Origin of the sequence: Pseudomonas sp. 86_A, assembly GCF_017491705.1 — a bacterium.
In the GTDB taxonomy this organism is placed as follows: domain Bacteria; phylum Pseudomonadota; class Gammaproteobacteria; order Pseudomonadales; family Pseudomonadaceae; genus Aquipseudomonas; species Aquipseudomonas koreensis.
On sequence record NZ_JAFGYS010000001.1, the window covers coordinates 317734 to 331579 of the forward strand.

General features: G+C 62.1%; 15 protein-coding genes. 8 read left to right on the forward strand and 7 right to left on the reverse strand.

Features of this window, described 5'->3' with window-relative positions:
• Positions 1-97: 97 nt before the first annotated feature.
• Entirely contained in the window at positions 98-634 is a 537-nt protein-coding gene (locus J5M57_RS01475; RefSeq protein ID WP_207849888.1) for a chalcone isomerase family protein, read from the reverse strand.
• Between the two features lie 132 nt (positions 635-766).
• On the opposite strand from J5M57_RS01475, the gene J5M57_RS01480 reads away from it, so the two are divergent.
• Complete coding sequence (locus J5M57_RS01480) at positions 767-1549, forward strand: hypothetical protein (RefSeq protein ID WP_207849906.1); 783 nt, start codon at positions 767-769, stop codon at positions 1547-1549.
• A gap of 91 nt (positions 1550-1640) precedes the next feature.
• Entirely contained in the window at positions 1641-2207 is a 567-nt protein-coding gene (locus J5M57_RS01485; protein WP_207849889.1) for a hypothetical protein, read from the forward strand.
• A gap of 3 nt (positions 2208-2210) precedes the next feature.
• Here the strand turns inward: J5M57_RS01485 and J5M57_RS01490 are convergent, their stop codons facing one another.
• From J5M57_RS01490 to J5M57_RS01505, 4 genes are all read right to left on the reverse strand, one after another.
• Positions 2211-2927: a prolyl oligopeptidase family serine peptidase gene (locus J5M57_RS01490; RefSeq protein ID WP_207849890.1), complete on the reverse strand. Its 717-nt coding sequence runs from the start codon at positions 2925-2927 to the stop codon at positions 2211-2213.
• 174 nt (positions 2928-3101) lie between these two features.
• Positions 3102-4214: a M14 family metallopeptidase gene (locus J5M57_RS01495; RefSeq protein WP_207849891.1), complete on the reverse strand. Its 1113-nt coding sequence runs from the start codon at positions 4212-4214 to the stop codon at positions 3102-3104.
• Positions 4215-4414: 200 nt separating this feature from the next.
• On the reverse strand, positions 4415-5194 hold the full coding sequence (locus J5M57_RS01500) for an ABC transporter substrate-binding protein (protein ID WP_064588083.1): 780 nt from the start codon (positions 5192-5194) through the stop codon (positions 4415-4417).
• A gap of 327 nt (positions 5195-5521) precedes the next feature.
• Positions 5522-5950 carry a rhodanese-like domain-containing protein gene (locus J5M57_RS01505; RefSeq protein ID WP_169841287.1) on the reverse strand — a complete coding sequence of 143 codons (429 nt, stop codon included), beginning with the start codon at positions 5948-5950 and terminating at the stop codon, positions 5522-5524.
• Positions 5951-6052: 102 nt separating this feature from the next.
• Between J5M57_RS01505 and ftrA the strand changes: the two genes are divergently transcribed.
• On the forward strand, positions 6053-7027 hold the full coding sequence (gene ftrA, locus J5M57_RS01510; protein WP_207849892.1) for a transcriptional regulator FtrA: 975 nt from the start codon (positions 6053-6055) through the stop codon (positions 7025-7027).
• 135 nt (positions 7028-7162) lie between these two features.
• On the opposite strand, the gene cobF is transcribed toward ftrA, so the two are convergent.
• Together cobF and J5M57_RS01520 are read right to left on the reverse strand one after the other, a co-directional pair.
• Positions 7163-7918 carry a precorrin-6A synthase (deacetylating) gene (cobF, locus tag J5M57_RS01515; RefSeq protein WP_207849893.1) on the reverse strand — a complete coding sequence of 252 codons (756 nt, stop codon included), beginning with the start codon at positions 7916-7918 and terminating at the stop codon, positions 7163-7165.
• On the reverse strand, positions 7918-8487 hold the full coding sequence (locus J5M57_RS01520) for a histidine phosphatase family protein (RefSeq protein ID WP_207849894.1): 570 nt from the start codon (positions 8485-8487) through the stop codon (positions 7918-7920). Before J5M57_RS01520 ends, cobF begins: the two co-directional genes overlap by 1 nt.
• 332 nt (positions 8488-8819) lie before the next feature.
• On the opposite strand from J5M57_RS01520, the gene J5M57_RS01525 reads away from it, so the two are divergent.
• The 5 genes from J5M57_RS01525 (at position 8820) to J5M57_RS01545 (ending at position 13822) form a co-directional block, all read left to right on the forward strand.
• Positions 8820-9674: a MurR/RpiR family transcriptional regulator gene (locus J5M57_RS01525; RefSeq protein ID WP_083368688.1), complete on the forward strand. Its 855-nt coding sequence runs from the start codon at positions 8820-8822 to the stop codon at positions 9672-9674.
• A gap of 2 nt (positions 9675-9676) precedes the next feature.
• Positions 9677-10321 carry an isochorismatase family cysteine hydrolase gene (locus J5M57_RS01530; RefSeq protein WP_083368687.1) on the forward strand — a complete coding sequence of 215 codons (645 nt, stop codon included), beginning with the start codon at positions 9677-9679 and terminating at the stop codon, positions 10319-10321.
• Positions 10318-11649, forward strand: coding sequence for a glutamine synthetase (locus J5M57_RS01535; RefSeq protein ID WP_169841283.1), 1332 nt, complete (start codon positions 10318-10320; stop codon positions 11647-11649). Before J5M57_RS01530 ends, J5M57_RS01535 begins: the two co-directional genes overlap by 4 nt.
• Entirely contained in the window at positions 11633-12385 is a 753-nt protein-coding gene (locus J5M57_RS01540) for an N-formylglutamate amidohydrolase (RefSeq protein WP_207849895.1), read from the forward strand. Before J5M57_RS01535 ends, J5M57_RS01540 begins: the two co-directional genes overlap by 17 nt.
• An 87-nt stretch (positions 12386-12472) precedes the next feature.
• Positions 12473-13822 (forward strand): APC family permease, encoded by a 1350-nt coding sequence (locus tag J5M57_RS01545; RefSeq protein ID WP_083368685.1) that lies wholly within the window; start codon positions 12473-12475, stop codon positions 13820-13822.
• Positions 13823-13846 lie beyond the last annotated feature (24 nt).

Consider the following 13846-nt stretch of genomic DNA (forward strand, 5'->3'; position numbering starts at 1 on the left):
TTGAACCCTTGAAGAGCAAAAGATCGCAGCCTTCAGCAGCTCCTGCATTGGAATGCGTTGCACTGTAGGAGCTGCCGCAGGCTGCGATGTTTTGATCTTAACGACTCACACCCAGTAACTGCTTACGCAACTCGGGGTTACGGGTCCGCGGATCCAGCCAGATATCAAAAAACGCCCGGGCAAATTGCGGGTCATCAATCTCGTGCTGTAACTGCTGACCGACAAAAAACCGCGCACCCTGCCCCGGCAAATACACCCCGGTGATGCGCGTGCCGGCCTGCACATCGACGAACGATTGCTGCATTTGCCCTTGCCACTTGTCCAATTGCGCCTTACTGACGCTTGAGCCCGCCAGCCGCTTGATCTCTTCAACGCTGGCCTGCACCAGATCATCGCGGGAGATCTTGCGCTGGTAGATCAGCTCCAGGGCGAAGGGCTTTTCGATGGACAACGGGCGTGCCGCGCTCCACAACCGCGCGTTGTAGACGTCGAAGCCGAACACACTGAAATTGCCGGTGCCGATAATTTGCGCGCCGGGCACGGCATCCTGCCAATTGGCCCAGGTCGGCGTCAGCAACAACGCCCACAAGCCGATGCCACAACACCCCCGCAGCAACTTCGATGGTTTGCTCATCGCGGCATCAACTCCCGGTAAACCCTCATAGCCAGAGCATAGCGGATATCGGCTCAGGGCTTTGTATACAAAAATTGTCGATCAATGCGCCAATCGGTTACCTTGGCCACTTCCCTGCCCGAGGCCGCCCGCGTGCTGATGCTCAAATTGCTTCTGATCCCCGGTTTTCTATTGCTGATTTCCTTGGCCGGCAAGCGCTGGGGCCCGAGCGTGGCCGGGTGGCTGTCGGGTTTGCCGGTGGTGGTCGGGCCGATTCTGTTTTTTCTCGCCATCGAACAAGGGCCACTGTTCGCCGCGCAATCGGCGGTCGCGGCGCTGTCGGCGATGTTCGCAATGATCGCGTTCTGCGCCACCTATGCGCAGGTGGCGCAGCGGGCGAACTGGCCGTGGGCGCTGACGATTTCCCTGTCCGTGTGGGCCGCGCTGGCGCTGGTGTTGTCGCTGATTGCGCCGTCGCTGGCGTTTTCGCTCGCAGCGGCGGCGACTGCCCTGCTGGCGGCGCCGTACCTGTTCCCCCACGTACAACCTGCACTGAACGGCCCGGCGCCGAAGTCGGACAAACTGCTCTGGCGGATGATTGCCGGAGCGGCGCTGACGCTGCTGGTGACGATGCTTGCCAGCACCGTGGGTGAGCGCTGGAGCGGCCTGCTCGCGGTGTTCCCGGTGCTCGGCAGCGTGATGGCGGTGTTCTCGCAACAGACCCGCGGCCCGGCGTTTACCGCAGCATTGCTGCGGGCGACGGCGATCGGCATGTACTCGTTCTCGACGTTTTGCCTGGTGTCGGCGCTGACTCTGCCAAGCATGGGCCTCAGCGGATTCATCGCCGCTGTCGCGGTGTCGGTGGCGATGCTCGGGGTCACCCGCAAACTGCTGGCCCGACCAGCACCGGCCAAACGCCGACAGCTCCAAGGCTGACGCCATACCTGTGCGACAGGCCGCGCTGGAATGCCATGCACGCTCCGTGGGATCATCGCCGCCCTGGCGCGACCATCCCTCGGAGATTCACATGTCATTGCTCAGCAAGAAAGCCGTCGTCCTGTTGCTGGCGGCGGTCGCCGGTCTCGGCGCCCTCAATGCCCAGGCGGCCAAGGCCAAGGAAAAAGCCCCGGCCAACAGCGTGTCGATGCTCGACGGCAAGTTCACGTTCGTCCTGCCCAAAGGCTTCACCGCCGACCCGTTGCCGGCCGGCCCGACCGGTGCCAAGGGCACGATGTACACCAACCAGGCCACCAAGACCGTGGTCATCGCGGCGGAAAACCAGATCGCCGGTGGCGCCAGCGTCAAGGACAACGACAATGAATTTCTCGACGGTAGCCTGGCGAGTTTCATCGATGACCAGCGCAAGGCCCTGCCGGACTTCAACAAGCTCAGCGAAAAAAGCCTGACCCAGAAAAGCAGTGGCCTCGGTGTGCGTCAGGTCGACAGCACCGCCACCCAGGGCGGCGGCCAGACCCTCAACACCACCCTGCTCGCCGCGTCCGGCAAGCGCATGGCGCTGGTCCAGGTGATTTCCCGGGTCAGCGACAAGCGCGGTCACGATGCGCTGGTGAAAACCATCCTCAAGGACAAATGATCCTTAGGGATTGAGCTGCTGCAGCCAGGCGTTCAAATCCCGCAGTTCGGCCGCACTGATGCTGTGGCCGACGCCGGGATAGGCGTGAAACTCGGGGATGTAGGCGAGTTTTTGCAGCAGCGCATTGGCCTCGGTGCCGTCGCGGTACGGCACCCGATCATCGGCGGTGCCGTGGCCGATGAAGATCTTCAGCGGCAACGGTGGCTGCTCGGCCTTGAGCTCGGTTTTCAACACCGGCAACAGCCGTCCGCTCAACGCCGCGATGCCGCCGACTGCTGCGGGCGGACGCAAGCCCACCTCGTACGTCATCATCGCGCCCTGGCTGAAGCCGATCAGGTACACCTTGTCCGGGCTGGCGTGATATTTCTTCGCCGCCTGGGCGACAAACTCCCGCAGCTTCTGACCGCTGGCCTTCAGATCATCGGTCTCACCGTTGTAGGCGCCTTCGCCTTTCTTGCGAAACCACTGGAAACGCCCCTCACCCAACGCCAGCGGTGCCTGCACCGACAGGTAGTTGTACTGCGCCGGGAGCTGGAACTTCATGCCGATCAGATCGGCTTCGTTACTGCCGTAACCGTGCAGGAAAATCACCAGCGGCCGGCTGTTCGCGTCTGGGTGAACCTGTTCGATGTACTTCAATGGCAAGTCGCTTTGCAGCGTGGTTTGCGCGTGGACGGCGCTGGACACCAGCAGGGTTAACAGGGCAAATGCCTTCAACATAGAGCCTTCCTTCGCGGGATGCAGGGGTCATCGGTGGAGCCTAACAGACTTAACCTGCCCCACCCCTGTAGGAGCTGCCGCAGGCTGCGATCTTTTGACTTTGACTTTTAAGAGCAAGATCAAAAAGATCGCAGCCTTCGGCAGCTCCTACATTGGACGGCGTGAGGCCTGGACTCAGTCGTTGATCAGCTTGCCCACCCGAATCGGCTCACGCCCAGCGACCTTGGCCTGCCAGATCCCCGGTTGGGTATAACGCCCGCGATCGATCGCAAACAGCACCCCGCTGGTGCCGGCACGGACGGTGGTGAGGCGGTCATTCAGCGGATCCACCACCTCGAACAGCGCATCGCCCTGCTCGACCCATTCCCCGGCATTGCGCAGGAAGCTGACCACGCCATGGTGCGGGGCGAACAGGTATTCAGTGCCTTCGAACGGCATGCCTTCACAGCACTCCTGCGGCGCCGCTGGCCATTCGCCGCTGATGAATCCCTGTTCGGCAAGAAAGCCGAGAATCGCTTCGCAATTGGCCTGCGCCTGATCGACCCGGGTGTCGCCCATGCTGCCCAGTTCCAGGGTGGTGGCGAGGTTGGCCGGGGGAATCGCCGCGTTCGGATACGCCCGCGCCAAACGCAACCATGGCGAAGAGCAGGATTCGTCGAACGAACTGCCACCAGAGTCTTCGCACAACAGCGCGACGCCGGCCTTCAGTCGCGCCGCCAGCGATTGCCAGCGCGGCCAGTGCTGCGGCAGCGCGTAGATGTGGATCGCCGCGTCGAAATCGCAATGCAGGTCGAGGGTAATGTCGGCATCGCAGGCGTGACGCAGCAGCAGGCGGTGCAGTGCTTCGAGTTGCGAGGCCGGGGCTGGCAGCTCATCCAGCACCTGGCCCATGGTCTGACGGATCAGCGCAATGTTGGCCTCGGCATCGCTGCCCAGCCGCTCGCCGATCCGCGCGGCCACCGGGGCACTGAGTTCGACAAACGCGCGGTTGAAATTCTTGCCGCTGCCCAGCTCGAAGCGGCCCATGTGGCTGCCTTGCAGGTGCTGGTCGAGACCGATCGGGTTGGCCACCGGCACCAGCTCGATCACGCCTTGCAGACGCCCTTGCTGCTCAAGCTCATTGAGGCGCTGTTTAAGTTCCCACGCGGTGCGCATGCCCGGCAGCTCGTCGGCGTGCAGGCTGGCCTGGATATAGACCTTGCGGCTGCCCGCGCCGTAACGAAAGACACTGAGGGAACGCTCACTGCCCAAGTGGCTCCAGGGCAGAACATGGTCGATGCGTTGCATGAGAAAACTCCTGAATGGCTGGATCACGCAGATCCTCTGTAGGAGTGAGCCTGCTCGCGATAGCGGTTTGTCAGGCACTAAAGTGGCTGAATGTTAAACCGCTATCGCGAGCAGGCTCACTCCTACAGAGTTCTCCTATGAATCAGAGCACAAAAAAAGTGGCCACCGCGCAAACGGGGCCACTTTTTTCCTACAGCGTATTAATGGCCGTATACGTCAAAGTCGAAGTACTTGTCCTGGACTTTCTTGTACTCGCCATTGGCGCGGATTTCGGTGATGGCCTTGTTGAATTTCTCGGCCAGCTCGGTATCGCCCTTGCGTACCGCAATGCCAGCACCGCCGCCGAAGTACTTGGCGTCTTCGTAGGTCGGGCCGACGAATTCGAAGCCTTTGCCGGCGTCGGTCTTCAGGAAACCGTCGCTCAGGTTGACCGAGTCGGCCAGCATCGCGTCCAGACGGCCGGATTTCATGTCGAGGTTGGCTTCTTGCTGCGAGCCGTAGCGAACCACTTCAAACCCGGCGTCCTTGGCCATGTCGCTGGCGTAACGGTCGTGGGTACTGGCGCGCAGCACGCCGACTTTCTTGCCCTTGAGCTGAGTCAGCGGGTCAGTCACGCCGGAGCCTTCCTTCATCACGAAGCGCGCCGGGGTGTGGTAGTACTTGATGGTGAAATCGACGTTTTTCTTGCGGTCGTCGGTGATGGTCATCGAAGACAGGATCGCGTCGATCTTCTTCACTTTCAGTGCCGGGATCAGGCCATCGAACTCCTGCTCGACCCACACGCACTTGACGTCCATCTGCTTGCACAGCGCATCGCCGATATCGACGTCGAACCCGGTCAGTTTGCCGTCAGCGGTTTTCATCGAGAATGGCGGGTAAGCGGCTTCGATCCCGAGGCGGATCGGCTTGGCGTCTGCGGCCACAGCGGTCAGGGACAACATCGACAGTGCCAGGGCACCGAACATCACTAGCTTCTTCATTTATTACTCCTGTGTGCGGAGGCTTTTATTGGCAGCTTTCGATTGGCGTTCGGTCATGGCCATTGAGCAGCGAAAACCGAAGTGGCCGGAAGTCTATGGCGGCGCGCACAGGGCAAATTGTTTTTAAGCGACAAATACTTACAGAAAATCGGCGCACGCGTTGACCGGGATCAACGGTGCGCCGACATGGTGCAAAGGCTGTAGGACAAACCCTCAAAAAGGCTGCCTGGTGCTCATGTAGGAGCTGCCGCAGGCTGCGATCTTTTTGCTGTTGATTCTAAAAACAAAGGCAAAAGATCGCAGCCTGCGGCAGTGCCTGCAAAACAGTCAGCATTCGCAGGCGATGGGGGTATTGGCGGGCTGTTCGACGCTCAGTGAAAAGCCCTCATCGAGCCAGCCGGTCACACCACCGATCATCTCCTTGACCGGGTAGCCCAGCGCCGCCAGTTTCACCGCCGCCTTGTTGGCGCCGTTGCAGTGCGGGCCGGCGCAATAGACCACAAACAGTGTGCTCTTCGAATAATCCGCCAGGCCCTCGGCGGTCAGCCAACGGGTCGGGATGTTGATCGCGCCCGGCACATGACCGCGTTCGAACGCCAGCGGACCGCGCACATCGACCAGCACAAAATCGACGTTACCGGCCTCCTGGCTGCTGAAGACGTCGGAACAATCGGTTTCAAAGGTCAGACGGTTGCTGAAGTGCATCAGGGCAATGGCCGACGGCGCGGCAGGAATTTCGCGAACCAGGCTGGTCATGCTGTGTGGCTCCTACATCGGTTGAGGTATGAACAGACTTTATCGGGCCGGCACTTGGCGCTACAGTGGCGCGCAAGACACTCACCGGGAATTTTCCGCCAAATGCCTGATTCACCTGGATTGGTCGCGATTCTGGCCTACGACGGCCTCTGTACCTTCGAGTTCGGGATTGCCGTGGAGATCTTCGGCCTGTCGCGGCCGGAATTCGATTTTCCGTGGTACGAGCATCGCATCGTCGCCGTTGATCAAGGGCCGATGCGCGCCATGGGCGGTATTCACGTACTGGCCGACGGCGGCCTGGAGCTGCTGGCGCAAGCGCGCACCATCATTATTCCCGGTTGGCGTGACCGTGAAGCCCCGGTGCCACCGGCCCTGCTCGAAGCATTGCGCCAGGCCCACGCCCAGGGCGCGCGGCTGTTATCGATCTGCTCCGGCGTATTTGTGCTGGCCGCCAGCGGCTTGCTCGACGGCCACGGCGCGACCACGCACTGGCGCTACAGCGATGAACTGGCGCGGCGCTTCCCGGCGATTGCGGTGGATCCGGACGTGCTGTACGTCGATTCCGGCCAGTTGATCACCTCGGCGGGCAGCGCCGCCGGGATCGATGCCTGCCTGCATCTGGTGGCTCGGGACTTCGGCACTCAGGTCGCCAATGCGGTTGCGCGACGACTGGTGATGTCGCCGCAACGCACCGGCGGGCAGGCGCAGTTCATTCCCACACCGGTCAGCCCGACGCCGCGCAACGACCTGTCGCGGGTGATGCAGTGGGCCCGCGAGCGCCTGCACCAGCCGCTGGAAGTGCGTGATCTGGCCAGCGAAGCGGCGATGAGCGAGCGCACCTTTCTGCGGCGTTTCAGCGAGGCCAGCGGACAATCGCCCAAGGCCTGGCTGCAACACGAACGCTTGGCCCGGGCGCGGGAACTGCTGGAAAGCACGGCACACAACACCGAACAGATTGCCCTGCGCTGTGGTTACCGTTCGGTGGAAAGTTTTCGCGTGGCATTTCGCAGGGTGGTCGGGGTGCCGCCGTCGGTGTATCGGGAGCGGTTTGGGCGAGGGGTCAAAGCGATTTCCTGACGTTGACCTTAAGGACGCCATCGCTGGCAAGCCAGCTCCCACAGGTTTTGCGTCGTGCATACAAATCTATTTCACCCCGGAAACCTGTGGGAGCCGGGCTTGCCCGCGATGAGGCCCGCGCCGACGCCAAACAGATCAGGGCTTGCGCAACAAATAGGTATCCATGATCCACCCATGCTCGGCCCGCGCCGCCTTGCGCGTTCGCTCGATCTGCTGCGCCACGTCCTTGAGCTTGCCGCTGATCAGGATCTCATCCGGCGTGCCCAGGTAGGCGCCCCAGTAAATCTCGGTCTGCTGATCCGCAACATGGCGGTAGGCATCTTCGGCATCGAGCATCACCACCAGGCTGTCCGTGTCACTCACCTGCCCCGCCGCCAGACGCCGGCCGGTGGTGATTTCCAGCGGCTGGCCGATGCTGTTCAACGGCACTTTGTGTTGCGCGGCCAGGGCCTGAACGCTGGTGATGCCGGGGATCACTTCAAACTCGAAAGCACAGCGGCCCGAGGCCAGAATCGCCCGCAGGATGCGTATCGTGCTGTCGTACAGCGCCGGGTCACCCCAGACCAGGAAACCACCACACTGAGCGTCGGACAGTTCCTCATTGATCAACCGTTCGAAGGTCTCCTGCTTGGCGCGGTTCAGATCTTCGACCGCACGGGTGTAGTCCACGTCGCCACGCTCGCGTTCCGGGCTGTGGGCTTCGACGAATCGATAGCCAGGATTGGTGATGTAGCGTTCACAGATGTCACGACGCAGGTCGAGCAGCTTGTCCTTGCTCTGGCCTTTGTCCATCAGGAAGAACACGTCCACGCGGTTAAGCGCTTTCACCGCCTGCATGGTGATGTAGTCGGGGTTTCCCGCGCCGATGCCGATGACCAGCAGTCGTTTCATCACTGTGCTCCCGCAAGATCGATACCCGGCAAGCGTAGCCGCCAGATGCCGTTGAACCGCAACTCGACCACTGACAGCGGTTCGACATCGATGGCGTTGAACGCAGCCCCCTGCACCACCTGCGTTAACGCAGCGCGCACCACGAATGGATGGGTGATCGCCACGACGTGTCCCGGCGTGGCCTGCAAGCTGTGCAGCCATCCCGCGACCCGCGTGCCCAGCTGAATCACTGATTCGCCACCATGGGGTGCCGCCTGCGGATCGTTGATCCACGCCTGCAAGGCCTCGGCCTCGCTCAGTTGCAGCTCCTTGATCGCTTGCCCGTGCCAGCGCCCCCAATCGCAATCGCGCAACGCTTCGTCCACTTGCGGTGCCGCACCGAACCACTCGGCGGTCTGGCGCGTGCGCAATTCCGGCCCGCACAGCAGACGCGTGGCGCTAGCGAACTGTTTCGCCAGCACTTCGAGCGCCAATGGCTGATTTTCAACAGGCTCGTTCGTAGGAAAACGCGACAATTTCTGTGCGACGGTTCGAGCATGGCAAATCAAAGTCAAACGGGTGGATTGCACAGGGTTTGCACTCGCTGAATATCGTTGAATCGGCTGCAAACGGCCGGTCTTGCGGCAATTGTGCCGCAAACCGGGCCGCGCGGGTGAGCTCGAAACCTCGGCTTCCAACCTGCTGAAGGTGAAAAAACGGCAATGTCTTACACGCCGATGGGCAATGGACTACAAAGACCAGCGACATCGGTGTAGCCCTTGTTACACAGGCCTCTCACGTTATTTAAACGCTGAATCGCTACCGGTAAAAATTCACTAGACATGTAACCTGAGTTACATAAATACTGTTTTAGCGAATTGTGAAACAAATTCGACACCCCCTTCATCCAGCAGGAGCCCGGATGCCCCCTCTAAGAGACTTGATCACCGATCCCGGCCTGGAACTGACGCCGTCGGAGCGCAAAGTGATTCGCGCGCTGCTCGACCAGTATCCACGCAACGGCCTGGGTCCGATGGCGCGTCTGGCCGAACACGCCGGCGTCAGCGATCCGACCATCGTGCGGCTGGTGAAGAAGCTCGGATTCGGCGGTTATGCCGAATTTCAGGACGCCCTGCTCAGCGACATGGACCACCGCCTGCGGTCACCACGCACACTGTTGCAGCCGCGTTCGCAGCTGAACAAGGACGATGCCTGGGGCCATTATCTGGCCGACAGTCAGCGCCAACTGGTGGAAACCCAGGCCCTGACCCAGCCCGAAGACGTGCGCATTCTGCTGGACTGGCTGCTCGACACCCGGCACCAGATCTACTGCTTCGGCGGACGCTTCAGCGGCCTGATGGCCAACTACCTGCTCAATCACATGCGCCTGCTGCGGCCCGGCTGCTTTGCCCTGGAAGACAACGCGCAACTGCCGGACCGGCTGTTCGATCTGCAACGTCAGGATGTGGTGCTGCTGTTCGACTATCGCCGCTACCAGACCCAGGCCTTGCGCGTGGCCAGTGCCGCAAAGAGCCGTAACGCGCGGGTGGTGCTGTTCACCGACATCTATGCCTCGCCGCTGCGCGAACTGGCTGACCTGATCATCAGCGCCCCGGTGGAATCGGCCTCGCCGTTCGACACCATGGTGCCGGCGCTGGCCCAGGTCGAAGCGCTGATTGCCTGCCTGACCCTGCGCAGCCCGGATCTGGCCGATCGCCTGGAAGGCATCGATGCCATGCGCAATGAGTTCAACACCCACCTGCTGGAGGATAAATAAGGATGTTCAGCCTTCCCCACCGCTCGCCGCGGGATCTGCCGTTTGTCACCGACCACACCGCGTTGTTGCTGGTGGACATGCAGCGTGCCTGGCTCGAACCGCAGTTCGACCCGCACCTCGACGGCCCGGACGCCGAATATTTCCTGACCCGTGCGCACATGCAGGTGGTGCCTAATCAACGCCGGTTGCTCAGCGCCTTTCGCGAAGCGCGGCAGAACGTGCTGCACACCATCATCGAGAGCCTGACCGCCGACGGCCGCGACCGCTCGCTGGACCACAAACTGTCGGACATGCACCTGCCCAAGGGCAGTGAGCAGGCGCGGATCATCGACGACCTGACCCCGGTGGTAAACGAAATCGTGCTGCCGAAAACCTCGTCCGGGGTGTTCAACTCGACCAACATCGATTACGTGCTGCGCAACCTCGAAACCCGTCACCTGATCATTGCCGGCATCGTCACCGACCAATGCGTCGACATGGCCGTGCGCGACGCCGCCGACCGTGGCTATCTGGTGACGCTGGTCGAAGACGCCTGTGCCACCTACACCCAGGCGCGACACGACGCCTGCCTGAACGCGATCAAGGGCTATTGCTGGATCACCGACACGCAAACCGTGCTCGGCCGGTTGCAGGAGATGCGCCCATGAGCGAACGCCTGACGCCGTTGCCGATGACCACCATCGTCACCACCGACCTGATCGGCATCACCCGTGGCCGCTCGTTTCCCACCGACGAGCTGGAGCATTATCAAGCCGCCGGTTGCGGCTGGGTGCCGGCCAACAGTGCGCTGACGCCCCAGGACATCATCGCCTCGAGCAACCCGTGGGGCGCTTATGGCGATTTGCGGCTGATCCCCGATCTTGCCAGCCGCGTCACCGTCGGCAACGGCCCGGACGCTGCAGCCCCGGCGCTGGACTTCATCCACGGCGACATCCGCGAAACCGATGGCCGCCCGTGGAGCGCCTGCCCGCGCACGCTTTTGCGCGATGAAATCGAGCGCTATCGCGACGACCTCGGGTTGCAGGTCAACGCCGCGTTCGAACACGAATTCAACCTGCATGCCGGCTTCGCCGAACACTTGGCGTTCTCTCTCGAAGCCCAGCGTCAGGGCGCCGAATTCGGCGGCTGGCTGCTCAGTGCCCTGCGCGCCGGCGGCGTCGAGCCGGAAATGTTCCTGCCCGAATACGGCAAGCATCAATACGAAATCACCTGCCGCCCGACCCGCGGCGTGGCAGCGGCGGATCGCGCGGTCAACGTGCGCGAGATCACCCGCGAAATCGCCCGGCAAATGGGCGTCGACGTCAGCTTCGCGCCGAAAACCAAGGCCGACGCGGTGTGCAACGGCGTGCACCTGCACATCAGCCTGCTCGATCTGCAAGGCCTGCCGATGCTCTACGACGCGGGCACCAGCAACGGCCTGTCGACCCTCGGCCAGCATTGGGCCGCCGGGGTCCTGCATTACCTGCCGGCGCTGTGTGCGTTCACCGCGCCGACGCCGGTGTCGTACGAGCGTTTGCAGCCACATCACTGGAGCGCGTCCTACGCCTGCCTGGGGCAGCAGAACCGCGAAGCGGCATTGCGTATCTGCCCGACCGTGAGCCTGGGCGGCAAGTCCGTGGCGGCGCAGTACAACCTGGAATTCCGCGCCATGGACGCCACCGCCTCGCCGCACTTGGCGATGGCCGCGCTGCTGATCGCCGGACGGCTGGGCATCGAACAGCGTCTGGCGCTGAACGCGATCACTGATGAAATTCCCGATTCACTCAACGACGAGCAACGCAAGGCCCGGGGCATCGTTGCCCTGCCCGCCTCGCTGGCCCAGGCGCTGGATTGCCTGCGTGACAGTGCAGCCTTCAACCAATGGCTGCCCAAGCCGTTGCTCGACACTTATCACGCCCTTAAAACCGAGGAACTGGCGCTGACGGAACAGCTCTCGCCCGCTGACCTGTGTGAGCACTATGCACGCCTGTACTGAATCCGCCGAGCTGGGGTTGTATACCCGCCCGGTCTACAACCTGAGCCGCGAAGATGCATCGCATCCGTTGATCCTGGTGTGTGAGCACGCCAGCCGCTACATCCCCGAAGCCCTGAACAATCTGGGCCTGGACGATGCAGCCGCGCGCGAACACATCGCCTGGGACATCGGTGCCTTGCAACTGGCCGAAGCGCTGTCGGAAAAACTTGGGGCGACGCTGTTGAGCGCCAACTATTCACGGCTGCTGATCGACCTCAACCGGCCCCGGCATGCCCCTGACAGCATCCCGGCGCAAAGCGAGATTTATCAGGTGCCCGGCAACCGCGACCTGGATGAGGCCACCCGCGAATACCGGCGCCAGAAGCTGTTCAAACCGTTTCACGCCCAGTTGCAGACCTTGATCGACGAGCGCGTCGCGCAGGGCCAGCCGGTGCGGGTCGTAGGGATTCACAGTTTTACCCCGGTGTATTACGGCCAGCCGCGCTCGCTGGAAGTCGGCGTGCTGTTCGGTCAGGCCAGCGCCTATGCGCAGCGGGTGATCAACGGCCTCGGCCAGTACCCGCTGAAAGTCGCGGGCAACCAGCCGTACCGGATTGATCCGCTGGGCGACATGACCGTGCCGGTGCACGGCGATGCCCGAGGCCTGGAGTCGGTGCTGATCGAGGTGCGCAACGATCTGCTGCGCAGCTCCGAAGCCGCCGCGCTGTGGGCCGAGCGCCTGGCGCCCCTGCTGTAACCAATGCTGTTAAAACTGCTGACGCTGTAACCGACGGATCGACATAACAACTAAAAACGCTGGATAGGCTGACAAGGAGTTCGCTTCATGGAAATAGAAGAGTTTGGCTACAAACAGGAGTTGAAACGTAGCCTGACACTGACCGACCTGGTGGTGTACGGGATGATCTTCATGATCCCCATCGCCCCCTTCGGCGTGTATGGCTACGTCAATGCCGAGGCGCCCGGGATGGTGCCGCTGGCCTACATCATCGGCATGGTCGCGATGCTGTTCACCGCGCTGAGCTACGGCAGCATGGCGCGGGCATTTCCGATTGCCGGCTCCGTATATTCCTACGCGCAACGTGGCCTCAATCAGCACGTCGGTTTCATCGCCGGCTGGCTGATGCTGCTCGATTACCTGCTGATTCCGCCGCTGCTCTACGTCTACGCAGCGATGGCCCTGAACCATCTGTACCCGGACATTCCGAAAGTCGGCTTCATTCTGGCGTTCCTGGTCAGCGCGACGTTCGTCAACCTGCGTGGCATCACCTTCACCGCACGGATGAACATCATCTTCCTGCTGGCGCAACTGGTGGTGCTGGGGATTTTCCTGTTCTACGCCTGGAACGCCCTGCACAACGGTGGGGGCAACGGCGAACTGACCCTGGCGCCGCTGTATCACCCGGAAACGTTCAACTTCGCCCTGCTGATGCAAGCGGTGTCGATTGCGGTGCTGTCGTTCCTCGGCTTCGATGCGATCTCGACCCTCGCGGAAGAAATCAAAGGCGACCCGGGCAAAAGCGTCGGCAAAGCCGCGCTGATCACCCTGGTGGTAATGGGCGCGATTTTCGTCGTGCAGACCTGGATCGCCACCGATCTGGCGGCCGGCATGGGCTTCAAGTCAGCCGACACCGCGTTCTATGAAATCGCCGAAATTGCCGCCGGCAGCTGGCTGGCCACCCTGACCGGTGTGGCGACCGCGCTGGCCTGGGGCGTGGCGGTGGCGATCACCTCGCAAGCCGCCGTGTCGCGCCTGCTGTTCGGCATGGCTCGCGACGGCAAGCTGCCGAAAGTGCTGGCCAAGGTGCACCCGAAGCACAACACCCCGTACCTGAGCATTTACCTGGTGGCGGTGCTGTCGCTGGTGATTTGCTACCTGTTCATCAATTCGGTCGACACCCTGACCTCGCTGGTCAACTTCGGTGCCCTCAGCGGCTTCATGCTGCTGCACCTGACAGTGATCAACTACTACTGGCGTCGGCAGAAATCCGGTCAGGTCGTACGCCATCTGATCTGCCCGGTGATCGGCTTCATCATCGTCGCCGCCATCATGTACAACATGGGCGTCGATGCGCAGAAACTCGGTCTGATCTGGATCGCCCTGGGCCTGGTGTACCTGTTCTTCCTGAACAAGCTCGGCGCCAGCACCGCGCTGCCTGACCCGAGCAATGGCTGACAAGAAAAAGGGCGGCGTCTGACA